Annotated in this window: 26 protein-coding genes; 10 read left to right on the top strand and 16 right to left on the bottom strand. The window is 61.7% G+C overall.

Annotation, left to right across the window (positions count from 1 at the left end; all coding sequences use genetic code 11):
• Positions 1 to 4: 4 nt before the first annotated feature.
• The 4 genes from ppa to FHX14_RS04820 form a co-directional block, all read right to left on the bottom strand.
• Positions 5 to 541 carry an inorganic diphosphatase gene (ppa, locus tag FHX14_RS04835; RefSeq protein ID WP_184376453.1) on the bottom strand — a complete coding sequence of 179 codons (537 nt, stop codon included), beginning with the start codon at positions 539 to 541 and terminating at the stop codon, positions 5 to 7.
• A 147-nt stretch (positions 542 to 688) separates the two neighbouring features.
• Complete coding sequence (locus FHX14_RS04830) at positions 689 to 1,195, bottom strand: GNAT family N-acetyltransferase (protein WP_003582861.1); 507 nt, start codon at positions 1,193 to 1,195, stop codon at positions 689 to 691.
• Between the two features lie 198 nt (positions 1,196 to 1,393).
• Entirely contained in the window at positions 1,394 to 3,214 is a 1,821-nt protein-coding gene (typA, locus tag FHX14_RS04825) for a translational GTPase TypA (RefSeq protein WP_003589781.1), read from the bottom strand.
• Positions 3,215 to 3,372: 158 nt separating this feature from the next.
• Complete coding sequence (locus tag FHX14_RS04820; protein WP_003589780.1) at positions 3,373 to 5,460, bottom strand: M3 family metallopeptidase; 2,088 nt, start codon at positions 5,458 to 5,460, stop codon at positions 3,373 to 3,375.
• Between the two features lie 204 nt (positions 5,461 to 5,664).
• Between FHX14_RS04820 and FHX14_RS04815 the strand changes: the two genes are divergently transcribed.
• Positions 5,665 to 6,096: a hypothetical protein gene (locus tag FHX14_RS04815; protein WP_184376452.1), complete on the top strand. Its 432-nt coding sequence runs from the start codon at positions 5,665 to 5,667 to the stop codon at positions 6,094 to 6,096.
• An 8-nt stretch (positions 6,097 to 6,104) separates the two neighbouring features.
• On the opposite strand, the gene FHX14_RS04810 is transcribed toward FHX14_RS04815, so the two are convergent.
• On the bottom strand, positions 6,105 to 6,746 hold the full coding sequence (locus tag FHX14_RS04810) for a LysE family translocator (protein ID WP_184376451.1): 642 nt from the start codon (positions 6,744 to 6,746) through the stop codon (positions 6,105 to 6,107).
• 247 nt (positions 6,747 to 6,993) lie between these two features.
• Here FHX14_RS04810 and FHX14_RS04805 point away from each other — a divergent pair, with 247 nt between their 5' ends.
• Positions 6,994 to 7,962, top strand: a complete 969-nt coding sequence (locus FHX14_RS04805) for a DMT family transporter (RefSeq protein WP_183692612.1) — start codon at positions 6,994 to 6,996, stop codon at positions 7,960 to 7,962.
• 19 nt (positions 7,963 to 7,981) lie between these two features.
• On the opposite strand, the gene FHX14_RS04800 is transcribed toward FHX14_RS04805, so the two are convergent.
• Positions 7,982 to 8,650: an NUDIX hydrolase gene (locus FHX14_RS04800; RefSeq protein WP_179612031.1), complete on the bottom strand. Its 669-nt coding sequence runs from the start codon at positions 8,648 to 8,650 to the stop codon at positions 7,982 to 7,984.
• 173 nt (positions 8,651 to 8,823) lie between these two features.
• On the opposite strand from FHX14_RS04800, the gene FHX14_RS04795 reads away from it, so the two are divergent.
• Both FHX14_RS04795 and FHX14_RS04790 read left to right on the top strand, forming a co-directional pair.
• Complete coding sequence (locus tag FHX14_RS04795) at positions 8,824 to 9,726, top strand: hypothetical protein (protein ID WP_184376450.1); 903 nt, start codon at positions 8,824 to 8,826, stop codon at positions 9,724 to 9,726.
• Between the two features lie 151 nt (positions 9,727 to 9,877).
• Positions 9,878 to 11,089, top strand: coding sequence for an adenylosuccinate synthetase (locus FHX14_RS04790; RefSeq protein WP_184376449.1), 1,212 nt, complete (start codon positions 9,878 to 9,880; stop codon positions 11,087 to 11,089).
• Between the two features lie 69 nt (positions 11,090 to 11,158).
• Here the strand turns inward: FHX14_RS04790 and FHX14_RS04785 are convergent, their stop codons facing one another.
• Positions 11,159 to 12,382 (bottom strand): argininosuccinate synthase, encoded by a 1,224-nt coding sequence (locus FHX14_RS04785; RefSeq protein WP_184376448.1) that lies wholly within the window; start codon positions 12,380 to 12,382, stop codon positions 11,159 to 11,161.
• A 175-nt stretch (positions 12,383 to 12,557) separates the two neighbouring features.
• On the opposite strand from FHX14_RS04785, the gene FHX14_RS04780 reads away from it, so the two are divergent.
• On the top strand, positions 12,558 to 13,409 hold the full coding sequence (locus tag FHX14_RS04780) for an SDR family NAD(P)-dependent oxidoreductase (RefSeq protein WP_179612027.1): 852 nt from the start codon (positions 12,558 to 12,560) through the stop codon (positions 13,407 to 13,409).
• An 83-nt stretch (positions 13,410 to 13,492) separates the two neighbouring features.
• A complete protein-coding gene (locus tag FHX14_RS04775; protein ID WP_184376447.1) occupies positions 13,493 to 14,134 on the top strand; it encodes a LysE family translocator in 642 nt (213 codons plus the stop codon).
• A 43-nt stretch (positions 14,135 to 14,177) separates the two neighbouring features.
• Here FHX14_RS04775 and FHX14_RS04770 read toward each other — a convergent pair whose 3' ends face one another.
• From FHX14_RS04770 to FHX14_RS04750, 5 genes are all read right to left on the bottom strand, one after another.
• A complete protein-coding gene (locus FHX14_RS04770) occupies positions 14,178 to 14,972 on the bottom strand; it encodes an ABC transporter ATP-binding protein (RefSeq protein ID WP_179612025.1) in 795 nt (264 codons plus the stop codon).
• Positions 14,969 to 15,847, bottom strand: a complete 879-nt coding sequence (locus tag FHX14_RS04765) for an ABC transporter permease (protein ID WP_012559241.1) — start codon at positions 15,845 to 15,847, stop codon at positions 14,969 to 14,971. The genes FHX14_RS04770 and FHX14_RS04765 overlap by 4 nt, the downstream gene beginning before the upstream one ends.
• Before the next feature lie 121 nt (positions 15,848 to 15,968).
• Positions 15,969 to 16,922: an ABC transporter substrate-binding protein gene (locus FHX14_RS04760; protein WP_097624940.1), complete on the bottom strand. Its 954-nt coding sequence runs from the start codon at positions 16,920 to 16,922 to the stop codon at positions 15,969 to 15,971.
• Between the two features lie 92 nt (positions 16,923 to 17,014).
• On the bottom strand, positions 17,015 to 18,241 hold the full coding sequence (rlmN, locus tag FHX14_RS04755) for a 23S rRNA (adenine(2503)-C(2))-methyltransferase RlmN (RefSeq protein ID WP_184376446.1): 1,227 nt from the start codon (positions 18,239 to 18,241) through the stop codon (positions 17,015 to 17,017).
• A gap of 246 nt (positions 18,242 to 18,487) precedes the next feature.
• Entirely contained in the window at positions 18,488 to 18,997 is a 510-nt protein-coding gene (locus FHX14_RS04750; RefSeq protein WP_003589764.1) for an invasion associated locus B family protein, read from the bottom strand.
• Positions 18,998 to 19,333: 336 nt separating this feature from the next.
• Between FHX14_RS04750 and FHX14_RS04745 the strand changes: the two genes are divergently transcribed.
• A complete protein-coding gene (locus FHX14_RS04745) occupies positions 19,334 to 19,894 on the top strand; it encodes a sigma-70 family RNA polymerase sigma factor (RefSeq protein ID WP_003589763.1) in 561 nt (186 codons plus the stop codon).
• On the opposite strand, the gene FHX14_RS04740 is transcribed toward FHX14_RS04745, so the two are convergent.
• Positions 19,891 to 20,283 carry a YkvA family protein gene (locus FHX14_RS04740; RefSeq protein ID WP_003589762.1) on the bottom strand — a complete coding sequence of 131 codons (393 nt, stop codon included), beginning with the start codon at positions 20,281 to 20,283 and terminating at the stop codon, positions 19,891 to 19,893. The genes FHX14_RS04745 and FHX14_RS04740 overlap by 4 nt on opposite strands.
• 66 nt (positions 20,284 to 20,349) lie before the next feature.
• Positions 20,350 to 20,655, bottom strand: a complete 306-nt coding sequence (locus FHX14_RS04735; RefSeq protein WP_003589761.1) for a 4a-hydroxytetrahydrobiopterin dehydratase — start codon at positions 20,653 to 20,655, stop codon at positions 20,350 to 20,352.
• Between the two features lie 201 nt (positions 20,656 to 20,856).
• Between FHX14_RS04735 and FHX14_RS04730 the strand changes: the two genes are divergently transcribed.
• Positions 20,857 to 21,303, top strand: a complete 447-nt coding sequence (locus FHX14_RS04730; protein WP_082366256.1) for a low molecular weight protein-tyrosine-phosphatase — start codon at positions 20,857 to 20,859, stop codon at positions 21,301 to 21,303.
• On the opposite strand, the gene thpR is transcribed toward FHX14_RS04730, so the two are convergent.
• Both thpR and FHX14_RS04720 read right to left on the bottom strand, forming a co-directional pair.
• A complete protein-coding gene (gene thpR / locus FHX14_RS04725; RefSeq protein ID WP_012559245.1) occupies positions 21,210 to 21,803 on the bottom strand; it encodes an RNA 2',3'-cyclic phosphodiesterase in 594 nt (197 codons plus the stop codon). The two genes, FHX14_RS04730 and thpR, sit on opposite strands and share 94 nt — an antisense overlap.
• 67 nt (positions 21,804 to 21,870) lie before the next feature.
• Positions 21,871 to 22,515, bottom strand: a complete 645-nt coding sequence (locus tag FHX14_RS04720) for an arylesterase (protein WP_184376445.1) — start codon at positions 22,513 to 22,515, stop codon at positions 21,871 to 21,873.
• Between the two features lie 72 nt (positions 22,516 to 22,587).
• On the opposite strand from FHX14_RS04720, the gene FHX14_RS04715 reads away from it, so the two are divergent.
• The gene (locus tag FHX14_RS04715) at positions 22,588 to 23,295 is read left to right on the top strand and encodes an ABC transporter ATP-binding protein (protein WP_183692602.1); all 708 of its coding nucleotides are present in this window, start codon (positions 22,588 to 22,590) and stop codon (positions 23,293 to 23,295) included.
• Complete coding sequence (locus FHX14_RS04710) at positions 23,292 to 25,835, top strand: ABC transporter permease (protein ID WP_184376444.1); 2,544 nt, start codon at positions 23,292 to 23,294, stop codon at positions 25,833 to 25,835. The genes FHX14_RS04715 and FHX14_RS04710 overlap by 4 nt, the downstream gene beginning before the upstream one ends.
• The last annotated feature ends 106 nt before the right edge of the window (positions 25,836 to 25,941 follow it).

Below are 25,941 nucleotides of genomic sequence, written 5' to 3'. Positions count from 1 at the left end.
ACAATCAGCCTTTGGTCTTCTTGGCACGCTCGACAGCTTCGAGGATAAGCTGGCCGGCTTCCTTGGAATCGCCCCAGCCGTAGATCTTCACCCACTTGCCGGGCTCCAGATCCTTGTAGTGCTCGAAAAAGTGCTCGATCTGCTTCAGCGTGATCTCGGGAAGATCGGTGTAGTCCTTTACCTTCTCATAACGCAGCGTCAGCTTCGGCGACGGCACGGCGATGATCTTTTCGTCCTTGCCGGAATTGTCTTCCATCTTCAGGACGCCGATCGGGCGAACATTGATGACGCAGCCCGGAACCAGCGGGCGGGTGCTGGCGATCAGCACGTCGATCGGGTCGCCGTCCTCAGACAGCGTGTGCGGCACGAAACCATAATTGCCCGGATAGGTCATCGGCGTGTAGAGGAAACGATCGACGACCAGCGTGCCGGCTTCCTTGTCCATTTCATACTTGATGGGATGGCCGCCGACCGGAACCTCGACGATAACGTTGACGTCCTCAGGTGGATTATTACCGATGGAAATGGCGTCGATGCGCATAGGAACTCCCGCGGGGTTGAATTTATCGCAGCCAGATAATCAGTTTCATCTCGCAACGCAACATTTGAGATCACCAATGCGTGATGGCATCGGCGCAAAGAACTCGAAACTTCCGAATTGGAAACAGGCGACTGCCGACCGAGCCGGTCAATTCCAGATGAAGCCGATCTTCTTCAGCTGCTTGTGGTCGAAATTTTCCATGCCTTCGCAGAAATCGACACCGCCGTGATGGCGGTAGAACCGGCCGGCGGTCTCGTTTTCCTCGAGGCACCAGACGACCAGCCCGTTGCAGCCGAGCGACTTCAGCAGCCGGCGCGCCTCGCCGAACAGCATCCGGCCGAGGCCGATGCCCTGATATTCCGGCCGAAGATAGAGCTCGTAGATTTCGCCTTCCTGCGGCAAAGCGCGGGCGCGGTTGAGGCCGAGCGTTGCGTAGCCGGCAACCGTTCCGGCGACATCGAGAACCAGGAGCGTCGCCGGTCCACGCGTCGCTTTGCGCCACCAGTTTTCACCGCGCCGCTCGATCATCTGCGTCAGCGCCCGATGCGGGATAATGCCTGCGTATGTGTGCTGCCAGGCAAGCCTGTGCGTTTCCGATATGGCTCGGGCATCGTGTGGTTCGGCCCGCCGAACATCGATCGACAACGTCTTCATAACGTTTACTCTGGTCCCGCCGAAGGCAATTAACCATATGCAGCCAGCGCATCGTGATCGATTGCCCACAGACTTGATATGTGGACGACAGATAAAATTTAACGCTTTTTTAACGATTGTCACAAGTCGGAATCAGCGCGGCGCACAATAAAAAACCCCGGCACGAGGGCCGGGGTTTCCAAGGATGCTTTGAAGCTCTCAGAGAGCCGCTTTGGACTTTTCGAAACGCTTGCGGTCGTTTGCGTCGAGATACATCTTGCGCAGACGAATATTCTTCGGCGTCACTTCCATCAGCTCGTCTTCCTGGATCCAGGAAAGCGCACGATCAAGCGTCATGCGGATCGGCGGCGTCAGCTTGACGGCTTCGTCCTTGCCGGCGGCGCGGATGTTGGTCAGCTGTTTGCCCTTCAGGACATTCACTTCGAGATCGTTGTCGCGCGTGTGGATGCCGATGATCATGCCGGCATAGACCTTTTCACCCGGCTCGATGATCATCGGGCCGCGGTCTTCCAGGTTGAACATCGCATAGGCGACGGCTTCGCCGGGAGCATTGGCGAGCAGCACGCCGTTGACGCGGCCACCGATCACGCCCTTGTAGGGCTGGTAGTCGTGGAACAGGCGGTTCATGATCGCCGTGCCGCGCGTATCCGTCAGCAGTTCCGACTGGTAGCCGATCAGGCCGCGGGTCGGTGCGTAGAAACGCAGGCGAAGACGATTGCCGCCCGACGGACGCAGCTCGACCATTTCGGCCTTGCGCTCGGACATCTTCTGGACGACGACGCCGGAATGTTCTTCGTCGACGTCGACGACGACTTCTTCGATCGGCTCCAGAAGCTGGCCGCTTTCATCCTTGTGCATGACGACGCGCGGACGCGACACGGCAAGCTCGAAGCCTTCGCGACGCATGGTTTCGATGAGAACGGCGAGCTGAAGTTCGCCGCGACCGGACACGTAGAACGAATCCTTGCCTTCGGCTTCTTCGATTTTCAGGGCGACGTTGCCTTCAGCTTCCTTGAACAGACGGTCGCGGATAACGCGTGAGGTCACCTTGTCGCCTTCGGTGCCCGCCAGCGGGCTGTCGTTGACGATGAAGGACATGGTGACGGTCGGCGGGTCGATCGGCTGCGCCTGCAGCGGCTCGGTGACCGAGGGATCGCAGAAGGTGTCGGCGACCGTGCCCTTGGAAAGGCCGGCGATCGCAACGATATCGCCTTGATGCGCTTCGTCGATCGCCGTGCGCTCGATACCGCGGAAGGCGAGGATCTTGGAGATGCGGCCGGTTTCGATCGTCTTGCCGTCGGCGTGAAGAACCTTCACCGCCTGGTTCGGCTTGATGGAACCGGAATTGATGCGGCCGGTGATGATACGGCCGAGGAAAGGGTTGGCTTCGAGGATCGTGCCGATCATCGTGAACGGGCCTTCGTGAACGGTCGGCTCCGGCACATGTTTGAGCACGAGGTCGAGCAGAGGTGCAAGACCCTGGTCCTTCGGGCCTTCCGGATTGACGTTCATCCAGCCGTCGCGACCGGAACCGTAAAGGATCGGGAAGTCGAGCTGCTCGTCGGTCGCGTCGAGATTGGCGAAAAGGTCGAAGACTTCGTTGATGACTTCTTCGTGGCGGCCATCCGGACGGTCGATCTTGTTGATCGCAACGATCGGGCGAAGGCCGACCTTCAGCGCCTTGCCGACGACGAACTTGGTCTGCGGCATCGGGCCTTCGGACGCATCGACGAGAACGATCGCGCCGTCCACCATCGAGAGAATGCGCTCGACTTCACCGCCGAAGTCGGCGTGGCCGGGGGTATCGACGATGTTGATACGGACACCCTTCCACTCGACCGAGGTTGCCTTGGCGAGAATGGTGATGCCGCGTTCTTTTTCGAGATCGTTCGAGTCCATCACGCGTTCAGCGACACGCTGATTTTCGCGGAACGAGCCGGACTGCTTGAGAAGCTCATCCACCAGGGTCGTCTTGCCATGGTCAACGTGCGCGATGATCGCGATATTGCGAAGTGCCATATGTGAAATCTCTGAGGCTGCGGCGCACGCTCTTGAGGACGCGCCTATTGGTTTGGGGCGTCCATACAGTTTTTTTTGCGTTTGCGAAAGAGGGGAAACGCGCAAAAGCTGCGGCATGGCTACCGCCATGCCGCATCGAAGCGTGTCATCAAATTGTCTTAGGCGTCGCTGCCTGTCAATTCCTCGAAGGTCGAAAGTCCCTTTTTGACCAGCATCGCATCCGGGCTCGGCAGCTTGCCGCGGAAAGCCTTGTAGGCGTCCTCCGGATCGACCGAGCCGCCGACCGAATAGATGTTTTCCTTGAGCTTGCGCGCCATCTCGCCATTGAAGGCGTCTCCCGTCTCCTCGAAGGCGGCAAAGGCGTCGGCGTCGAGCACCTCCGACCACATATAAGAGTAATAGCCGGCCGAATAACCGCCGGAGAAGATGTGCTGGAAGTGCGGCGTCGCATGACGCATGACGATCGATTTCGGCATACCGATCTCGGCCAGCACCTCTGCCTGCACCGCCATCGGATCCGCAACCGCCTCCCGCGTGTGAAAGGCCATATCAACAAGCGCCGACGAGGTGAACTCGACGGTGTTGAAGCCGGCATTGAAGGTGCGCGCCGCCAGCACCTTGTCGAGCAGCGCCTGCGGCATCGGCTCGCCGGTTTCGACATGCACGGCATAGCGCTTCAGAATAGCGGGCACCGTCAGCCAGTGCTCGTAAAGCTGCGACGGCAGCTCGACGAAATCGCGCGAAACGCCGGTGCCGGAGACCGAGGGGTAGGTGACATCAGAAAGCATGCCGTGCAGCGCGTGGCCGAATTCGTGGAACAGCGTGCGGGCATCGTCGAGCGACAGCAGCGCCGGCTTGCCCTCGGCGGGTTTGGCGAAGTTGCAGACATTGTAGATGATCGGCAGCTCGCCTTGGCGGCCGTTCTTCAGCTCCAGCCTATGCTGCGATTGCAGCGAGCTCATCCAGGCGCCTGATCGTTTCGAGCCGCGGGCAAAATAATCGCCAAGGAAAAGCGCGACCAGCCGATCTTCGCGATCCCTGATTTCGAACACCCTGACATCCGGATGATAGGCGGCCACGCCCTTCTTCTCGACGGCGCGGATGCCGAAGAGCCGGCCGGCCACGTCGAAGCAGGCTTCGACGATCTTCTCGAGCCGCAGATAGGGCTTGAGCTCGGCCTCGGAAAAATCGAATTTCCGCGCCCTAATCTTTTCGGCGTAATGGCGCCAGTCCCAGGGCATCACCTCGTGGTTGCGGCCTTCCTCGGCGATCAGCGCCGCGATATCGGCCTCCTCCTCGCCGGCGCGTTTCACCGCCCGCGCCCAGACCGCCTTGAGCAGGTCGTTCACCGCCTCCGCCGTCTTTGCCATCGTGTTGTCGAGCTTCAGCTCGGCGAAATTGCCGTAACCAAGCAGGCTCGCCACCTGATGGCGCAGCGCCAGTGTTTCTCGGATAACGGCGCGATTGTCCGTCTCGCCGTCATTTTCGCCGCGCGCCACCCACGCCTTGAATGCCTGCTCGCGCAGGTCGCGGCGCTCCGAAAAGGTCAGGAACGGCTCGATGATCGAGCGTGACAGCGTCACCGCATATTTGCCCTCTTCACCGCGTTCGCGTGCAGCTGCGGCCATGGCGTCGCGCAAAAATTCCGGCAGCCCGTCGAGCTCGGCTCCAGAAGACAGCGTGAGTGCCCAGGCCTTCTCGTCGGCGAGCACATTCTGGCCGAATTGCGTGCTGAGGCCGGCAAGCTTTTCATTGATCGCTGCGAGTTTCTCCTGCTGGGCCTTCTCGAGCTTGGCGCCTGATTTGACGAAGCCTTTCCAGTGGCGCTCCAGCACACGCGTCTGCTCGAGCGTCAGGCCGAGGCTTTCGCGTTTCTCCCAAAGCGTGTCGATGCGGGAAAAGAGCGCGGCATTCATGCCGATCTTCGAATAGTGGCGCGACATCTTCGGCGAGATCTCCCGCTCCAGCGCCTGGATCACATCATTGGTATGGGCGCCCGCCTTGTTCCAGAACAGCGCCGAAACGCGCGACAGTGCATCGCCGGCTATCTCCAGCGCCGTGACCGTATTGTCGAATGTCGGCGCCTCGGCATTTCCGGCGATCTCGTCGATCTCCCGCTCATGGGCAGCAAGCGCCGCTTCGAAGGCGGCGGCGAAATCGCCGTCATCGACAGCATCGAAACGCGGCAGGCCGTGAAGGCCGTCCCAAGTCACCAGCGCCGGATTGAAATCATGGGGAGAAGGCATCGGAGAATTCCTTTTTGGCATGCACGGGTTCGTCAATATAGGAGAGCTGTCGTAGAATTGGTATGCGGGAAGGACCTTTTGCCTCGCCTGCAAAATCTGGTGGACAAAAATTGACGGCTAGAATTAACCAATCGTTAACGATTGACGCGAATCGCGGGCGAGCGCTAGTTTCCCCATGTTTCTTCCTGTACGGGGACATGCGCCATGGAAATTTTTTCTGTGCGGTCTTCTCAGAGTTTGCTATTTAAAAACAATCCTAATAACGCAAAAAGTTCGAAGACCTCTCATATTGAAATCGAGACCAGAGCTCCCGCCCCGGCCTCGTTCCAGATCGACGACAATAGTGATGAAGGTCCGGATTTCACCGCGGTCAGCCCTGGCGAATTGCGCAATTACGCGCGTCAGAGTTTCGACAGCGGCCTGATCGACCAAAGCACCTACGCTGCGATCTCCGAGCCGCTGCCGATGCATGCGATCGATCCGCTCGGCAACGTCATCGATCTCTCCAGCGTCACCGACGGCACCAGCTTCAATTTCCTCGATTATTACAAAAATCAGTTGCAGATCGCCATGTCGATCGGCGATCCCGATGAGGTCGAGACGCTGAAATCGATCGTCAATTTCCTGGATAGCTAGACTCTAAATCAGGCCTTGCGCCAGCCGATGAGGCCGGGTGTGGCGTGCCAGAGTGCCTGAGCGGCAAACCCCATGAAGAGGACGCCGGAGCAGCGCACGATCAACCGCTCGTGCGCGCGATAGAAGCGGCGCACCGCGCCGGCGCCGATGACGCCGATCAGGATGATGTCGGCCGTGACGAAACCGACGAAGGACACGCCGAGAAGCATCGGCAAGGCCTCGAAATCCAGCGCCCCGGCTGAGCCTGCGACCAGTGCGGTGAAGGTGGCGAGCGCCACGGGATAGCCCTTGGGATTGGTGACGCCGAAGATCAGCCCGCGGCGAAACGGCCGCTCGACCACCACCAGAGCCTGTCCCTCGGCTTTCGGCTTGGCGTTGACGGCGTTCCAGCCGATCCAGGCAAGGTAGAAGCCGCAGGCAAGGCCGAGCAGGTCGAAGACGAAGGTTCCGATCGTCTTCGCGCCGACGATCGCAATCAGCGCCAGCGACGACCAGATGAGATCCCCGACCAGATGTCCCATCATGAAGAAAGCGCCGGCCTTGCGGCCCTGCCCGGCACCGATGCCGAGCAACTGCAGAAAGGCGGGTCCCGGAATGAGCACGTAGAAGAGCGCCGCCAGGAAGGCGCCGAAGACCAGGGACTGCGTCATGGAGATGCTCCGGAGGATGATTTGGCAGACTAAGCCATCCCGGGCATCCGTCAAGGGCGGTTGAATGCCGATGAAAAGCGGCATGGATGAGCAGCGAGAGGGTGGTTCTCATTTTCAGCGGGTACCGGCTGGAACTCTCGGCAAGTAAATTTCACCCATTCGATCAAGGCTTCCCTTGATTGCCAACCGACTACCGGCGTCAGCGAGGTCGAAGGCCCGGTGACGCGACGTCAAGTGGGTGAACATTATGGACAGACTCTTCTATGTCGGCGTGTCGGCCGCTCTGTTTGCGGCCTTTGCCTTTTCGCTCAACTTTGTTGTGCCCTTCATCATCGGTGACTATTCCACCTTTGATTTCGCCCTCATCCGTCATGTCGTCTCGGGTCTGGTCGGGCTGTACATTCTGTTTTCGGAGAAGCGCGTCATGCGCCATCTCACGCTTCGGAACTGTTTACAGGCCATCTGGCTCGCCTTCATCGGGTATGTCGGTTACTTCCTGACGGTGACCGGAGCAGCCGTCTTTGCCGGCCCCGTCATCGCTCCGGCCTTTCTCGGTCTGGTGCCGATCGTGTTGATGGTCATTGGCAATCAGCGTCAGGGATCATTGCCGTGGCGATCCCTTATGGTGCCTCTGGCGCTGGTGCTGGTCGGCCTTATCCTCGTCAATGGTACGGCATTCACGGCGGAGGGATTGAACTCCGTCGAATCCTTGTGGGTTGGCGTGCCGCTGGCGCTTGCCGCCGTAGGGCTGTGGGTCTGGTTCGCTCTCGCCAATCAGGCTGCACTCGCCGCCCGACCGGAAATGCCCTCCGGTGTGTGGTCGGCCCTGATATTGGTCGGGGGTGGCGTCTTGATGCTGGCCTTCTATCCCGTCGGTGCCGCGATGGACCTCTTCCAGCTTCCAGCGTTGGGATTCGGCTGGAGTGCCGCCGGCAACTTATATGTTTGGGGTGCATCTTTCGCGCTGCTGGCAACCGTCGGCGGCGTCTGGGCCTGGAACATTGCCTCACGGAGCCTGCCCGTTGCCCTGGCTGCGCAGCTGATCGTTTCGGAAACAGCCTTCGGTGTCATCGGCGGACTTATCGTGCACGCTCGTTGGCCAACCCCGATCGAAGTCGCTGGGGTGGTTGTCCTGATCGCCGGCGTTGTTCTGTCCGTGCGGATTTTCTACGCTCGCCAATTTGCCCCGGGAAAGACATTGCTTGCGCAGGAGTGACCTGCTGAACGCTGGCCGCTCAAATTCTTCGATCGAACACAGCGACCGGCGTCTTCAGCCGATAGAGCGTCGTCGGCCGCCGGGCGCGCTCGGTCTGTCTTTTTTCGCCCTCGACCACTTCGAGCAGATCAAGATCGTTAACCTTGCGGCGAAAAGCGCTTTGGTCCAGCCGCTCGCCCATCACCGTTTCATAGATTGCCTGCAGTTCCGACATCGTGAAGACCTCGGGAAGCAGCCTTGCCGGAATGGTCGAGTAGGCGCCCTTGCCGCGCAGCCGCGCCAGCGCGGCGGTGACGATCTCCTGATGGTCGAAGGGCAGTTCGCCTGAAGCCTCGACCGGCCGCAATTCCAGGGGGCTGGCGGCGCCCTCCAACGCTCCCTGCGGGACCAGCGCAAAATACGCGATCGATACCGACCAGTCGCGAGGATCGCGCCGCGCGGAAGCGAAGGTGCCGAGCTGTTCGAAGAAGATGCCCTCAAGCCCTGCCTTGGCTTTGAGGATGCGCCGCACTGCCGCCTCCGCATCGGCATCCTCATCGGTGTGCAGATAGCCGCCGATCAGCGCCGGAACACCGACAAACGGCTCGGCGGACCGTTCCAGCAAAGCCACGCATAGTCGCCCTTCGTGCAGCGTCAGTAAGACGATGTCGACTGTTACGATCGGCCGCGCGAATTCAGCCTCTGCCATCGATGCCTTCCTGGTGAGCGTTTCCAGGGGTTTCATATCGGCCAATCGAAAAAAACACAATTTGCAAATCGCAACTTGCAAAGTGCACTTTGCAAGTCTATATGATTGGTAACGAGGGCAGCGGGCAGAACCCGTAGGCCCGATCGCCAAGGCAACAGCAAAGGAGTGATGCCATGGGTATGGGACGTTTCAGCACAACCGACTGGGCGGCCTACAATGCACGCCATGTGGATGGCCGTAGCCGGTCCGAAGTATTCGGCGCCACCGGCATCGACCCCCGGTTCGATCCGGCGCGCTTCGCCACGCGCGAGAGCCGCGACAGCGCGTACAATCCGCAATCGACCCCGATTATTATCGCCTCGGATGTGACCGGCTCGATGGGCATGATCGCCCACGAGCTGATGCGCGGCGGGCTCATCACCCTGACATCGGAAATCTATGACCGCCGGCCGGTATCCGATCCGCATATCATGGTGGCGGCGGTAGGAGATGCGTACACCGATACGGCGCCGCTGCAGGCCACCCAGTTCGAGGCCGACATCTCGCTTGCCAGCCAGATCCGCGCCTTGTGGCTCGAAGGCAATGGCGGCGGCAATGACGGCGAGAGTTACAGCGCCGCCCACCTTCTGGCAGCCCTCAAAACGTCAACCGATGCCTTCGAAAGGCGCGGCCGCAAGGGCTATCTCTTCACCATCGGCGACGAGCCGCTTCACAATGGCCTGACCGCCGACCAGATCGCCCGCATCTTCGGCATCGAACCGCCGCGCGGTCTGAGCGCCCGAGAATGCCTTGCGATGGCGCAGAGATCCTACGAGGTCTTCCACATCGTTATCCGCGAGGGTTATGCAGCCGCGCGGCTCGACCGGGTGCTGCAGAGTTGGCAGCCCTTGCTGCCGGGCCGGACCTTCGTGCTCGATGACTACAGGCGCATTGCCGAACTGGTGGTCTCGATCATCGAGATCACCGAGGGCCGGGACGCCGGCGAGGTAGCCGCCAGCTGGCCGGGTGCAGCGGCAGCAGTCGTCGCCAAGGCCATCGGCGAACGCCCGAAGCGCCGCCTGCTGCCGTTCTTCTAAGCCGGGAAAGGTGCGAGGCGGCTTCCCCGGGGTTTAAAAAACAAAGGTTGGAGCGGTTCTGAGCTCCCATAAAAAGCTGAACCGCTCCGGCCTCATATCGTAGAGAACAAAAGCCCCGGCGCGCTCCGGGAACCATTTTGAGGAGCAGAAGATGAGCACTCGAGCACAGGCCGTGATCGGCGCGCTTTATGGCGACGAAGGCAAGGGGCTGATGGTCGATCGCCTTGCCGCAGCCGCGCCGGGAGCCCTGGTAGTTCGCAGCAATGGCGGCGCTCAGGCCGGCCACACCGTGGTCGATCCCGCCGGCCGCCGTCATGTCTACCATCATATCGGCTCGGGCAGCTTTGCCGGGGCCGCCACGCATTTCAGCCGCTTTTTCGTCGCCCATCCGATGCTGCTGCTCGACGAGCTGGCGGCCCTCGGCCAGCTCGGCGTGAAGCCCGAGATCAGCAGCGACCCGCGTGCGCCGGTCACCACGCCGTTCGATGTCATCATCAACCAAGCCTTGGAGCTGGCGCGTGGCGCTGCCCGTCATGGCAGTTGCGGCCTCGGCTTCGGCGAGACCATCGAGCGGAACCTGCGCCCGAAATTCGCCCTCTCGACCAAGGATCTATTCCGCCCCGATCTGCACGCCCGCCTTGTTTTTATCCGCGATGCCTGGGTGCCTATCCGGCTGGCCGCGCTCGGCATCACTGCCCTGCCCGCAGAACTGGCCACCGCGCTGGCTGACGACACCACCATCGCCCGCTTCGAGGCCGATTGCGCCGCCTATCTCGACCGCGTCACGCTCTGGCCCGACCGGCGGCTGTGCGAACGCGGCACCGTCATCTTCGAAGCCGCGCAGGGCCTCGGGCTTGATCAGGACCGTGGCGTCTTTCCCCACGTCACCCGTTCGAATACCGGGCTTGCCAACATGCTCGCTATCGCCGCCGAGGCCGGCATCACCGAGTTGGAGGCGACATATGCGACGCGCTGCTACACCACCCGGCACGGCGCAGGGCCCCTCAAGGGGGAAGTTCCGACGCTTCCCGGCGTCAATGTCGTCGATCCCACCAACGCGCCGAACGAGTGGCAGGGGTGCCTGAGGCTCGCCCCGCTTGATCTCGGCCTATTGCGTGAAGCCATAACACGCGACCTGAGCTTGGACCGTGGCGGTATCGCCGTCAGAGCCGGACTGGCGATGACCTGCCTCGATCAGGCGGAGGATGGTTTTGCGGTGACGGATTGCGGCGAGGTGATGCCGCTTGATCCTGCCAAAGCGGCGGCTGATATAGCCGAGCTGGTCGGCCTGCCGCTGTGGGCCGAAAGCTGGGGACCGCGTCGCGGTGACGTCAGACTGAGTGCGGAGTCAGCCGCCGCGTGAATCACCGGCAATAAAAGAGCCCGCGCGGCAATGCCGGCGGGCTCATATCCGGTACGAAAGCGACCGTGACTACTTCTTGAGATTGCGCTTGCCGAGCGTGCGCAGGCGCAGCGCATTGAGCTTGATGAAGCCGGCCGCGTCCTTCTGGTCGTAGGCGCCCTGGTCGTCCTCGAAAGTGACGAGCTTGTCGGAATAAAGCGACTTTTCGCTTTCGCGGCCGGTGACCATGACATTGCCCTTGTAGAGCTTCAGCGTCACTTCGCCTTCGACATGCTCCTGGCTCTTGTCGATCAGCGCCTGCAGCATCTCGCGCTCCGGCGAGAACCAGAAGCCGTAATAGATGAGCTCGGCGTAACGCGGCATGATCTCATCCTTGAGATGGGCGGCACCGCGGTCGAGCGTGATCGATTCGATGGCGCGATGCGCCGAGAGCAGGATCGTGCCGCCGGGCGTTTCGTAGACGCCGCGCGACTTCATGCCGACGAAGCGGTTCTCGACGAGGTCGAGACGGCCGATGCCGTTGTCGCGGCCATAATTGTTGAGGGTGGCGAGCAGCGTCGCCGGCGACATCTCGACACCGTTGATCGAGACGGCATCGCCCTTGCGGAAGCCGACCTTGATCACCGTCGCCTTGTCCGGCGCGGCCTCAGGCGAGATCGTGCGCATATGCACATATTCCGGCGCCTCCTGCGCCGGATCCTCGAGAACCTTGCCCTCGGAGGAGGAATGCAGAAGGTTGGCGTCGACGGAGAACGGCGCCTCGCCCTTCTTGTCCTTGGCAACCGGGATCTGATGCTGTTCGGCGAAGGCGAGCAGGTCGGTGCGGCTCTTGAAGGACCAGTCGCGCCACGGCGCGATGATCTTAATGTCGGGGTTCAAAGCATAGGCTGAGAGTTCGAAGCGAACCTGGTCGTTGCCCTTGCCGGTGGCGCCATGGGCGATCGCATCGGCGCCGGTCTTGCGGGCAATATCGATCAGATGTTTGGAAATCAGCGGCCGGGCGATCGAGGTGCCGAGCAGATAGACGCCTTCGTAAACGGCATTGGCACGGAACATCGGGAAGACGAAATCGCGCACGAATTCCTCGCGCACATCCTCGATGTAGATCTCCTTGATGCCGAGCATTTCGGCCTTCTTGCGCGCCGGCTCCAGCTCTTCGCCCTGACCGAGATCGGCGGTAAAAGTGACGACTTCGGCGCCGAGTTCGGTCTGCAGCCACTTTAGGATGATCGAGGTGTCGAGACCGCCGGAATAGGCGAGAACGACTTTCTTCACGTCTTTGTATGATGCCATGATGATGAGGTCCGTTGCATAAAAGGCCGGCGAAAACCCGGTATCGCGGCACTTTTAGCGAGATTGGCGCGTGACGCAAGGGCAAGTGCTAAGCCGCCGGCGCGATAGCGTTGACAGCGCCAAAGCGGAGCCCATATTCGCCAACGTCCTAGCAATGATCGAGGAGGGGCTCCCCGTGACCAATATTCAAGACATTTTCAAGAAATCCAATGTTGCAGTCGTCACCGGCGGCGCGTCCGGCATCGGCCTGGCGGCGGCGAAATATTTCGCCGGGCGCGGCATGAGCGTCGCCATCGCCGATCTCGGCGGCGATCGGCTGGCCGAGGCCGCCGACGAACTCAAGGCCATTGCCGGCGAAGAAAATGTGATGGCGGTCGAAACCGACGTCGCAGCCAGGGACTCGCTGGAGGCGCTCGAACGCGCCGTGCTCCAGCGTTTCGGCCGCGTGCACGTGCTGATGAACAATGCCGGCATCGGCCCGGAAACCTCGATCTTCAGCCCGCAGGCGAACTGGGACCATATCTTCGCCGTCAACCTGATGGGCGTCATCAACGGCACGCGCACCTTCGGCCCGAAGATGCTGTCGCACGGCGAGCCCGGCCTGATCATCAACACCGGCTCGAAGCAGGGCATCACCACCCCGCCCGGCAATCCCGCCTACAATATCTCGAAGGCCGGGGTGAAGGTCTTTACCGAAGCGCTCGAGCACGAGCTTCGCAACATCGACGGCGGAAAGATCTCCGCCCATCTGCTGATCCCCGGATTCGTGTTCACCGGCCTCACCAAGGGCGATCGCGCGGAGAAACCGGCCGGCGCCTGGACACCGGAGCAGACGGTCGATTTCATGGTCGAAAGCCTCGAGCGCGGCGACTTCTATATCCTCTGCCCTGACAACGACGTGGCCCGACCGGTCGACGAACGCCGCATGGCCTGGGCTGCCGGCGACATCATCGAGAATCGCCCGCCGCTGTCACGCTGGCACAAGGACTACGGCGACAAGTTCAAAGCGTTCCTGGAACAGAAGTGATCGTTACTATTCCAAGGTTTGATTGGTAATTTTCTGGAAGCCGGGTAGGAAATTATCCTTCCTTCCGGCTTTCGGAGTGTGCCATGGATTTCCTGCCCAGCCTGCCGACGCTTCTCGGCTTTGCCGCCGCCACGCTGCTGCTCGCGGCGACCCCCGGCCCCGACATGACGCTGTCGATCAGCCGCTCACTGGCTCAGGGCAAGAATGCCGCGCTCTTCGTCGTTGTCGGCACCAGCCTCGGCATCGTCGTTCACACCATGCTGGTCGCCTTCGGCATTTCGGCGCTGATCACCGCCTCGCCGACCGCCTTCCTGATCCTGAAGACCGGCGGCGCCGCCTATCTGCTCTGGCTCGCGGTGCAGGCGATCCGTTTCGGCTCGAAGCTCACCGTCGCCAAGGTCGAGGCGCAGAAGGGCACGGCGCTTGCGAACATATCGTCGGGCTTCTGGGTCAATCTTCTGAACCCCAAGGTCATCATCTTCTTCATGACCTTCCTGCCGCAATTCGTCAGCGCCGGCGATCCCGCCGTGACGCAGAAGCTGCTTTTCCTCGGGTTTTGCTTCATCCTGATCGGCATGCCGGTCAATGCGGGCGCGATCCTTGCCGCCGACTGGCTGGCCTCTTGGCTGCAGACCAACAAGAAGGTGTTGCGCGGCATCGACTATACCTTCGCCGGCGTCTTCTCGATCTTCGCCGCAAAGATCCTGCTCACCCAGGCCAGATGATCAGCCAATCCGCGGTCGCGAGCCGATCAGCACGCTGTCGGCCTTAGCCGATCAGCAAAGCATCGTCGTCGAGCGTCTGGCCGCGCATCTTGCGGAACATCGCGATCAGATCCTCGACCTGCAGGTTCTTTCTGTTGTCGCCCGCGACATCGAGAACGATTTCGCCGCCATGCAGCATGATCGTGCGGTGGCCATAGTCCAGCGCCTGGCGCATGGAATGCGTCACCATCATCGTCGTCAGCTTGCGCTCGGTAACGATCTTCTGCGTGAGGTTCATCACGAACTCCGCCATCCCTGGATCGAGCGCTGCCGTATGTTCGTCGAGCAGCAGCACTTCGGAGCCGGCAAGCGTTGCCATGACAAGCGAAACCGCCTGCCGCTGCCCGCCGGAGAGCAGATCCATGCGGTCCTTCAGCCGGTTTTCCAGCCCGAGATTGAGTTCGGCGATCCGCTCCTTGAAATAATCGCGCCTCTTGCCGGCAAGCGCCGGCGCAAGGCCGCGCCTTTCGCCGCGTCGGGCGGCGAGAGCGAGATTTTCCTCGATCGACAGCGAACCGCAGCTTCCCGTCAGCGGATCCTGGAAGACGCGCGCAACCAGACCGGCGCGTGATGCCGTCGACTTGCGCGTCACCTCGTTCTTGCCGATCAGCACCTGCCCCTCGCTCGGCAGGACGTCGCCGGCGAGCACGCCGAGCAACGTCGATTTGCCGGCGCCGTTGGAGCCGATGACGGTAACGAAGGAGCCCTGCTCGATCGTCAGGCTGACGCCGTTCAGCGCCTGCTTCTGCAGCGGCGTGCCGCGGCCGAAAACGACCTTGATATCCTTGACGCTGATCATGATGCGGCACCTCCGCGAAGACGGGGAAGGATGAGCGCCACGGTGACCAGCACCGCCGTCACGAAATTGAGGTCGGAGGCCTGCAGGCCGATGACGTCGCTGGACAGCGCCAGCTGGATCGCGATGCGGTAGAGGATCGAGCCGAGCACGCAGCCGATCAACGCGATCAACAGGCCGCGGCGCCCGAGCAGCGTCTCGCCGATGATGACGGCGGCGAGACCGACGACGATGGTGCCGACACCCGAGGTGACGTCGGCAAAGCCGTTGGTCTGGGCAAACAGCGCGCCGCCGAACGCCACCAGCGCATTCGAGATCGCCATGCCGAGATAGATCTGCCGGCTGGTATCGACGCCCTGGGCCCGCGCCATTCGCGCATTGGCGCCGGTCGCCCGCATGGCAAGCCCTGCATCGCTTTCGAGGAAGCGCCAGACCAGGACGAGGGCGACGATCACGAGAACGCCGACAAAGAGCGGCCGCACGTAAAAATCGCGCAGGCCATGGCCGAAGAACGGGCTGATCATCGTATCGGCATTGATGAGGGCGACGTTGGGTTTGCCCATCACCCTGAGATTGACGGAAAACAGCGCGATCATCGTCAGGATCGAGGCGAGCAGATTGAGGATCTTGAAGCGCACGTTGAGCAGCGCCGTCACCATGCCGGCGGCCGCACCCGCCGCCATCGCGACCACTGCCGCAAGCCAGGCATTGACGCCGGCAATGATCAGCACCGCGGTCACCGCAGCACCAAGCGGAAACGAGCCGTCGACCGTCAGATCGGGAAAGTCGAGAATGCGGAAGGCGAGATAGACGCCGAGAGCGACGAAGGAATAGACCAGACCGAGCTCGACGGCCCCCCAAAATGCGATTTGGCTCAAGGCTTTCAGCCCCTTTTTGTTACCGTTCCGCCCGTCGCGAAACCGCAGCTTTTTAATACTTCAGCCGCCCCCGTGCAAACGGGAGCGGCTGAATGTGAATGGTCGATGGAACGACGACGGATTATTCGATGACTTTGTTGGCGCGAGAAAGCACGCTCTCGGGCAGGGTAACGCCCATCTTCGCGGCAGCCGCCTTGTTGACGACGAGGTCGCTGCCGGCGGCGGTCTTGACCGCGATATCGCCCGGGTTCTCGCCCTTCAGCACCCGCACGACGATCTCGCCCGTCTGCTTGCCGACATCGTAATAATTGAAGCCGAGGGCGGCGACCGAACCGCGCGAAACCGAATCCGTATCGGCGGTGAAGAGCGGCAGCTTGCTCTCCTCGGCAACCGCGACGGCGCCTTCGAGCGCAGAGATGATCGTGTTGTCGGTCGGAATGTAGATCGCGTCGGCACGGCCGACGAGGGCGCGGGCCGCACCCTGGACCTCGGCCGACTTGGTGGCAGCCGATTCCACAACCTTCAGCCCGGCCTTTTCGGCTTCGGCCTTCAAGACGGCGAGCAGCGAAACGGAATTGGCCTCGCCTGAATTGTAGAGATAGCCGATGGTTTTCACATCGGGCAGGATTTCCTTGATCAGCGCCAGATGCTCGGCGACCGGCGACATGTCGGAAAGACCGGTGACGTTGCCGCCAGGCTTGTCCATGTTCTTGACGAGCTGGGCGCCGAGCGGATCGGAGACGGCGGTGAAGACGACCGGAATGTCGCGCGTCGAGGAGACGACCGCCTGGGCCGAGGGCGTGGAGATCGGCACGATGACATTCGGTTCGTCGCCGGCGAACTGGCGGGCGATCTGGGCGGCCGTCGCCGGATTGCCCTGCGCCGATTCGAACACGAATTTCAGGTTCTCGCCTTCCTTGTAGCCGGCGGCGGTCAGCGCATCGAGAACGCCCTTGCGGGCTGCATCCAGCGCCGGATGCTCGACGATCGCCGTCACGGCGACCGTGACGTTGTCAGCCTTTGCGGGCAGGGAAAGGGCCAAACTGGCGGCAAGAGCGAGCAGAATCGGGCGCATTGTATCCTCCTGATTGATTTTGGCGGCACTATTAGGAAATGCGCATGCTTAAATCAATGCAGGAGAATTGTAGCGAGGATCAAACTTGCTGATCAGTCGTCGGCGCCGTGATTGGCGATCATCATCGCCTCGAAGGCCAGGCGCTCGGTCTTGCGCATGCGTTCGGACTCCGATTTCAGCTGGCCGCAGGCGGCAAGAATGTCGCGGCCGCGCGGCGTGCGGATCGGCGAGGCGTAACCGGCCGAATTGATGAAATCGGCGAACTTCTCGATCTGCTCCCAGTCGGAACACTGGTAATTGGTGCCGGGCCAGGGATTGAACGGAATGAGGTTGATCTTCGCCGGCACGCCTTTCAGCAGCTTGATCAGCCCCTTGGCGTCTTCGAGGCTGTCGTTGAGGTCCTTCAGCATCACATATTCGAAGGTGATGCGCCGCGCATTGGAAAGGCCGGGATAGGCCTTGCACGCCTCGATCAGTTCCTTCAGCGGATACTTCTTGTTGATCGGCACCAGAATGTCGCGCAGGTCGTCGCGTACCGCATGCAGCGAGATTGCCAGCATGACGCCGATCTCCTCGCCGGTGCGGAAGATTTCCGGCACGACGCCCGAGGTGGACAGCGTCACGCGGCGCCTGGAGAGCGACAGGCCGTCGCCATCCGTGGCGATCAGCAATGCCTGCTTGACGGCGTCGAAATTATAGAGCGGCTCACCCATGCCCATCATCACGATATTGCTGACCTTGCGGCCCTCGGCCGGCATGATCGTGCCCTGCGGCGCTTCGCGATCCGGGAAGTCGCCAAGCCGGTCGCGGGCAAGCAGCAGCTGCGACAGAATTTCCTCCGCCGTCAGGTTGCGCACCAAACGCTGCGTGCCCGTATGACAGAAGGAACAGGTGAGCGTGCAGCCGACCTGGCTGGAGATGCAGAGCGTGCCGCGGCCCTCTTCCGGAATATAGACGGCCTCGATTTCGACCGGGCGGCCGGCGCCGCGCGGGGGAAAGCGCAGCAGCCATTTGCGCGTGCCGTCGTTCGAGACCTGCTCTTCGACGATCTCAGGACGCGCGATGGTGAAATGCTGCTTCAGCATTTCCCGCATGTCCTTGGCGACATTCGTCATATGGTCGAAATCGGAAACCCCGCGCACATAGATCCAGTTCCACAGCTGCGCGACGCGCATCTTGATCTGCTTCTCGGCCACACCCCTTTCCCGGAGTGCCGCCCCCATTTCCTCGCGCGACAGCCCGATCAAAGACGGCTTTTCCAAGCTGGCGGACGTGTGCGCCTGCGGCTTGCTAACAACGATCGCATCCATGACGGACATAGGCATTCATCCCGAATTCGAACATGTCCTGCCCCTGCGAGCCCGCACGCTTCAAGGTGAACCGGAAGACTTGCGGACGCATGACGGCAGAGCGGCAAAAATTGAATGGCGGAACGGCGACTGATCGCGATCTATCCGCTGTTGGCGCGCCCTTTAGCATCATTTTGCCCGCGCGTCACTAGAGATAGAAACGGCAAGGGCCGGCGCAAGGCCGGCCCCGTCGAAACTCTGCGGTTGGGAGACCGCTTACTTGCAGCTTTCGATCTGCTTCAGCGCAGCCGAGATGCCCGAGAGCGAATAGCTGTAGGACGTGCCGGTACCCTTGCGGGAAACGGCATTGACCGTCATCGAATGACCGGTCTTCATCGCCGCGACGAGGGCCGGCTCCTGCGCAGCATTCTCGACCCAGCCGGCCTTGTCCTTGGTGAACATCACGAAGGTCTTGTTGTCGATGACGACGTTGATCTTCGAATTTTCCTTCACCGTGTAGCCCATCATCGCCTGCGGCTCGTAGGAGATGTTCTGGCCCGGACGCTGCGAGACGATGAAGAAGTTGTCGCCGTGGTCGACGCTTGCCGGCTGCTTTGCCGTCGGAACCGACAGCACGTAGCAGACGGTGCTGGCGCCCGACTTGTAGGAGTAGGCGCCCCATGCCTGGAACTGCTGGATGCGGTTCGGCGCGGCCTGCTGCGCTGCCGCAACTCCGGCCATGGCAAGGGTGAGTGCGAGAGCGGATACGATACTTTTTACAAACATGGATTCCTGCCGGTTCTTGCGATTCAAGGCCCGAAGCGATCATAGCGGGCGCCGCATAATCACGATCTGCTTTATTTTGACTTAATTCAGGTTACCAAATGGTCAACAATAGCTGCGATTTGTATCTGCCTGTGTCATTTCAGCTCGGGTATCAATTTTCGCCCCTTTGACGGTATCGGCCGCGACATGATGCCCCGATGGCACTGGCCGTCCGTTCGGCTGAATTTAAGACACAAAGATTCAGGCAAGAGTTTGACCTTTCCCAAATCCGTTGTACCTCAGTAAGACTTGGAAATCCGATACGAAATTATTGCCGCAGGGGGCGCGTGAGGGGACATGGATGCCGAGCAAAGACAGCGTTTCGCTGCCCTCGCGAAGGCCGTCGCCAGGGATCGCGACCAGCAGGCCTTTTCCATCCTGTTCGACTATTTCGCACCGCGGCTGAAAGCCTGGCTGATGCGCCAGAAGATGACATCAGCCGAGGCCGAGGAACTGGTCCAGGAGATCATGATCGTGCTCTGGCACAAGGCGGATCTCTACGATGCCACGCGATCTTCCCTTTCGACCTGGCTTTTCCGCATCGCCCGCAATCGCCGCATCGACATGCAGCGCCGCATCAATACCCGCATTTTCGACGAGACCGATCCGGCCCTGCAGCCGCCGGCCGAGATCGGCGCGGACGAAATCATCGCCAATGACGATCGCGACGCCAGGATCCGCGCCGCCGTCGGCCAATTGCCGGAGGAGCAGCGCGACATGCTGCGTGCCGCCTTCTTCCTTGGTCAATCGCATTCGGAGATCGCCGAAGCGACCGGACTGCCGCTCGGCACGGTGAAATCGCGTATCCGGCTTGCCTTCGGCAAGCTCCGCAAAGTGCTGGAGCGCGAAAGCGCCTAAATCGTTTTCATGGCTTCCTCAGTCCGGTCGGCCAGAACGCGGTCAGCCGCCTCATAATGGCCCGGGCGGATATGGCCGCGCACCATGGCGAAGGCGGCCGAGAGTACGGCGATGTCGTCGGAAAAGCCGATGACGGCGAAAACATCCGGGATCATGTCGATCGGCATGACGAAATAGGCAAGCGCTGCGAGCAGCACGCCGCGCACCTTCGTCGGCGTCTGCGGATCGAGCGCACAGTAAAACCCGGCAACGACATCGCGCGAGAACGGGATCTGCCGCACGGCGCGGCGGAAGGTCGGCCAGAATTTCTGCCGCACCGTCTTCTCCCGCCGGCTCTGGGTGTCCTCGTCGCCTGGCAACAGGATTTCCCCGAATTTGACCTCGTCCATCCCTTCCATCCTTTCGTCCCTGCGAACATATGGTGATGGCGCGCACTCTTTCAATCGGCCCCGCTTTTAGGCGCCGCGTCGGGCCGCGGCCTTGTCCATCGCCTTGGCGAGCTTGAAATCCAGCTCCGTCAGACCGCCGGCATCATGGGTGTTCAGCGTCACATCCACCCTGGAATAGACGTTGAACCATTCAGGATGGTGGTTGAGCTTCTCCGCCCTAATCGCTGCTTCGGTCATGAAGCCGAAAGCCTCGACAAAGTTTGCAAACTTGAACGTCTTCGATATCGAGGAGGCCGCATCGTTGAGCGCCCAGCCTGCAAGCCCAGCCATTTCAGCCTCGATCGTAGCCCGTTCCAGTCTTTCCATTTTCATGCCATGGTCCTCTCATCTGTCGACAGGCCTACCGATGAAACACATCAGCGTCCTCTTCGTTTGCATGGGCAATATATGCCGTTCTCCGCTAGAACAGGATGATTTTAGGCCGGGTCGGCCTAAAATCTGAATCCTGTTCTGCATTAAAGAGTTAGAGCATGATGTCGTCCGAAAACCGCTTACACTTTTCGGCATCATGCTCTGGCCGAGGGAATTTTTCGCCATCTTGTCGCCGAGGCAGGTTTGACCGGCCGTTTCACGATCGATTCCGCCGGCACCGGCGGTTGGCATGAAGGCGAGCCGCCCGATCGCCGGTCGATCGCCACAGCGAAAGGCCACGGTATCGACATATCCGGGCAACACGCCCGTCGAATCCGCTCCAGCGATTTCAGGGATTTCGATCTGATCCTGGCCATGGACCGCGACAATGTGGCGGCGCTCGAAACGATCGCGCCGCCTGAGGCGAGCATCCGCCTGTTCGGCGATATCGCGCTTAGAACGGGAGAGGATATTCCCGATCCCTATTATGGAGGCCCGGCAGGTTTCGAGCTGGTCTACACCAGGCTCTTGACCGGCTGTAGCAGCCTGCTCGAAGCGCTGGGCGCCGAGCGCGCCTCGTGCAGCGGGAACACTTCCTCGGTGAGATAGGGGCCGCCGCCGACCGATTCGCGCGACGACAGCAGCACGAAGCGCGGCGCCGTGAAGGTCGACGTGTGGAAGTTGCCGCGTCCGGCCAGATATTGCACGACATCGTCGAGCCGCGACGATTTGAGCCGCGCCAGCGTCACATGCGGCATGAATTTGCGCGGATCCGGCGGCAGGCCGATGCGCTGGCAGATCCGCTCGATCTCGCCCTGCAGGGCGTACATCTCCGGCGATTGCGAAACGCCAGCCCAGACCGAATGCGGCTTCTTCGAGCCGAAGGAACCGATGCCTTCGAGCCGGAACTGGAATTCCGGCCGGTCGATCCGGTCGAGGCGTTCTACGATTTCATCGGCCGTACGGCCGTCGACATCACCGATGAAGCGCAGGGTGATGTGGTAATTCTCCACATCGATCCATCGTGCTCCGGGGAGGCCACCGCGCAGCAATGAAAGGCTCATCGCCGCATTGCGCGGAATTTCGAGGGCGGTAAACAGTCTCGGCATAACGAGCACTCCCCGAATCTTTTGCAGGTGCTTACACGGAATCATGCAATCAATTACCGCGCAAGCCCTATTTCTTCACAGTAGAAATCGTTCCGACGAAATTTGTGACATCGGCTTCCATCTTCCCGACCATGACATCGACGCCCTTCGCATTCGGATGCATCCCGTCGTCGAGTTTCAGCCCGGCATCGAGCGCCACGCCGTCGAGGAAGAAGCCATAAAGCGGAACCCCGTGTTTTTCCGAAAGCTTCCGGTAGATCGGGTTGAAACGTTCGGCATAATCCGCCCCCATATTCGGCGGCGCCATCATGCCGACGAGCAGCACGGCGATGCCGCGCTCTTTCAGCCGGGCAATCATCTGATCGAGGTTCTTCTCGCTTTCCTCAGGCGGAATGCCGCGCAGCGCATCGTTGGCGCCGAGTTCGAGGATGACGCCGTCGGTGCCGTCGGGTATCGACCAGTCGATCCGCGCAAGCCCCCCTGTCGTCGTGTCGCCGGAGACCCCGGCATTGGCAATAGCCACGTCGAGCCCCTTCGCCTTCAACGCCGCCTGCAGCTTTTCCGGAAAGCCGTCGCCGGGCGGCAATTGGTAGCCCGCCATCAAACTGTCCCCAAAACCGACGAGGTTGATCGTCCGGGCATCGGCGGCAGCGGCAAAGATCAGCGAGACGGCAATGACGGTGAATTGAAGCGCGGCAACTTTAAATCTCATTCTGGCTTCCCTAGATTGGCGAAGTGCCGTTATGCGGCTGTTTCGTTATGGATTTATATAGGGCGATTTCTGTTGGCTAAAACCATCATCGAGTTGAAGGGCGCCGATCTGACGCTTGGCAGTGCTGCCGCTTCCGTGCATGTGCTGAAGGGCATCGATCTCGATATCGCGTCAGGCGAATCCGTCGGCATCGTCGGCCCGTCCGGCTCCGGCAAGTCGACCTTGCTGATGGTGCTTGCCGGGCTGGAGAAGCTCGACAGCGGCGAAATCAATATCAACGACACGCCGATCCACGCGCTGAGCGAGGATCAAGTGGCCGATTTCCGCGGCCGCAACATCGGCATCGTCTTCCAGTCCTTCCACCTGATCGCCAACATGACGGCGCTGGAAAACGTCGCCGTGCCGCTCGAACTCGCCAATGTCAACAACGCCTTCGAGATCGCCCATCGCGAGCTAAAGTCGGTCGGCCTCGGCGAACGGCTGAACCACTATCCCGGCCAGCTTTCCGGCGGCGAGCAGCAGCGCGTGGCGATCGCCAGGGCGCTCGCCCCCTCGCCCGCACTGCTGATTGCCGACGAGCCCACAGGCAATCTCGACACCGAGACCGGCCGCCAGATTGCCGACCTGCTGTTTTCCAAACAGGCCGAACGCGGCATGACCCTGCTTCTCGTCACCCACGACGTCTCGCTGGCAAACCGCTGCTCGCGCCAGATCCGCGTCCGTTCCGGCCGGATCGAAGGCGACAGCGCCGCCCGCCGCAGCGAGGCGGCGATCGCATGAACATCCTTACGCCGCGCGTTTCGCTCGCTTTTCGCCTGGCACTCCGTGAGCTGCGCGGCGGCATTCGCGGCTTCTACATTTTCCTGGCCTGCATCGCGCTTGGCACCGGCGCCATCGCCGCCGTCAATTCCGTTTCGCAATCGATCACCGATACGATCGCCTCGCAGGGGCAGGAACTGCTGGCCGGCGACGTCCGTTTCGAACTCAACAACCGCGAAGCGACGCCTGAGGAAATGGCTTTTCTCGACGGCCTCGGCACCGTTTCGGTGTCGACCGGCCTGCGCTCGATGGCCCGCAAGCCTGACGGTTCCGATCAGGCGCTGGTCGAGGTCAAGGCGGTCGATGACGCCTACCCGCTCTACGGCAGTTTCGTGGCCGAGCCGGACTATCCGCTGGCAGCCCTGCTTTCAGGCCAGGGCGGCACCTATGGCGCCGTCGCAGCCCCGCTGCTTCTCGATCGGCTCGGGCTTGCGGTCGGCGATGAATTGCTGCTCGGCAATGTCAAGCTCAGCATCACCGGCACCGTCAAAACCGAGCCGGATGCTCTGTCGGAAGGTTTCGGCTTTGCACCGCGTCTACTGGTCAGCCGCCGGGCGCTCGAAGCCTCCGGGCTGATCCAGACGGGAAGCCTGGTCGAGCATGCCTACAAGATCCGGCTGGAAGACAAGGGCGCGATGTCGGGCATCCAGGCGCGCGCCGCCAAGGCATTTCCTTCCGCCGGCTGGGCTGTTCGCACCAGCGACCGCGCCGCCCCCTCGCTCACCGAAAACATCACCCGCTTCTCGCAGTTCCTGACGCTGGTCGGCCTGACCGCGCTGATCGTCGGCGGCGTCGGCGTCGCCAATGCCGTGCGCGCCTTCCTCGATTCCAAGCGCACCACCATCGCAACCTTCAAATGCCTCGGTGCGCCGGCGCAGGTCGTCGTTCTGATCTATCTTTTCCAGATCGCCATCATCGCGCTCGGCGGCATCCTGATCGGCCTTCTCATCGGCGCCCTGTCGCCGATCTTCGCCGCCCAGTTTCTGGCGCAGTTCCTGCCGGTCTCGACGGCTCCGACGCTCTATCCCGGCGCCCTGCTGCTGGCGACGCTCTTCGGCATCCTGACGACGCTCGCCTTCGCCATCCTGCCGCTCGGCCATGCCCGCGAAGTGCCGGCGACCGCGCTTTTCCGCGAGCAGGGCTTCGAGGCCCGCCGCCTACCGTCCTGGCCCTATATTCTGCTGGCCGCGCTGTTCATGGCCGCCCTTGCCGGCCTTGCCATCCTCACCGCCTACGACCGCTTCATCGCCGTCGTCTTCGTCGGCGCGATCGTCTTCGCCTTCGTCGTGCTGCGCCTGGTCGCAGCAGCGATCGCCTGGCTTGCGCGCCGCAGCCCGCGGGTCAACTCGCCGGCATTGCGGCTTGCGATCGGCAACATCCACCGCCCGGGCGCATTGACGCCCTCGGTGGTGCTCTCGCTCGGCCTCGGCCTGGCATTGCTGGTGACGCTGACGCTGATCGACGGAAACCTGCGCCAGCAGCTGACCGGCCGCATGAACGAGGGCGCGCCGAACTTCTTCTTCGTCGATATCCAGAGCGCCGAGGTCGATGCTTTCCGTGCTCTCGTCCAGGCGCAGGCGCCGAAGGGCAAGCTGATGGAAGTGCCGATGCTGCGCGGCCGGATCATCGCCTTCAACGGCGAGGACGTCAGCAAGATGAACGTGCCGGCCGCCGGCCGCTGGGTGCTGAACGGCGATCGCGGCATCACCTACGCCGACGCCCTGCCGGAAAATGCCGCCCTGACCGAAGGCAGCTGGTGGGACAAGGATTACAGCGGCGAGCCGCTCGTCTCCTTCTCCTCGGAAGAGGCGCACGAACTCGGCCTGAAGATCGGCGACAAGATTACCGTCAACGTGCTCGGCCGCAACATCACCGCGAAGATCGCCAATCTGCGCCGCGTCCAATGGGAATCGCTGTCGATCAATTTCGTCATGGTCTTCTCGCCGAATACCTTCCGCGGCGCCCCGCACGCATGGCTGGCGACCCTGACCGATCCCGCCTCGACGCCGGCCGAAGATGCGGCGATCCTGAAATCCGTCACCAACACCTATCCGACGATCACCAGCGTCCGCGTCAAGGACGCGATCGACATCGTCAACCAGCTGGTGGCGCAGCTTGCGACCGCAATCCGCGCCGCGGCCTCCGTCGCCCTCATCGCCTCGATCCTCGTCCTTGCCGGGGCGCTTGCCGCCGGAAACCGGGCCCGCACCCACGACGCGGTGGTGCTGAAGACGCTCGGCGCCACCCGCGCCATGCTCATTCGCGCCTTCAGCTACGAATATCTGATCCTTGGACTGGCAACCGCGATCTTCGCGCTGATGGCCGGCAGCGTTGCCGCCTGGTTCATCGTCGCCCGCATCATGCGCCTGCCCTCGACCTTCCTGCCCGATGTGGCGGGGTTGACGCTGGTGACCGCGCTCGTGCTGACCGTCGGCATCGGCCTCATCGGCACCTGGCGCATCCTCGGGCAGAAGGCGGCACCCGTTTTGCGCGAGCTTTGACCGGCGAGCCGCGCCAAAACCCTTCACCTTACGGCGATTTAACCGGCCGGGCCTTTGCAACCCTCTTGTTTGCAAACGGCGAAAGCCTCATATTGTCTGCAGGCAT

It is taken from the genome of Rhizobium sp. BK619 (assembly GCF_014195245.1).
Lineage (GTDB): Bacteria > Pseudomonadota > Alphaproteobacteria > Rhizobiales > Rhizobiaceae > Rhizobium > Rhizobium acidisoli.
This window is presented reverse-complemented; position numbering and strand designations above follow the sequence as displayed.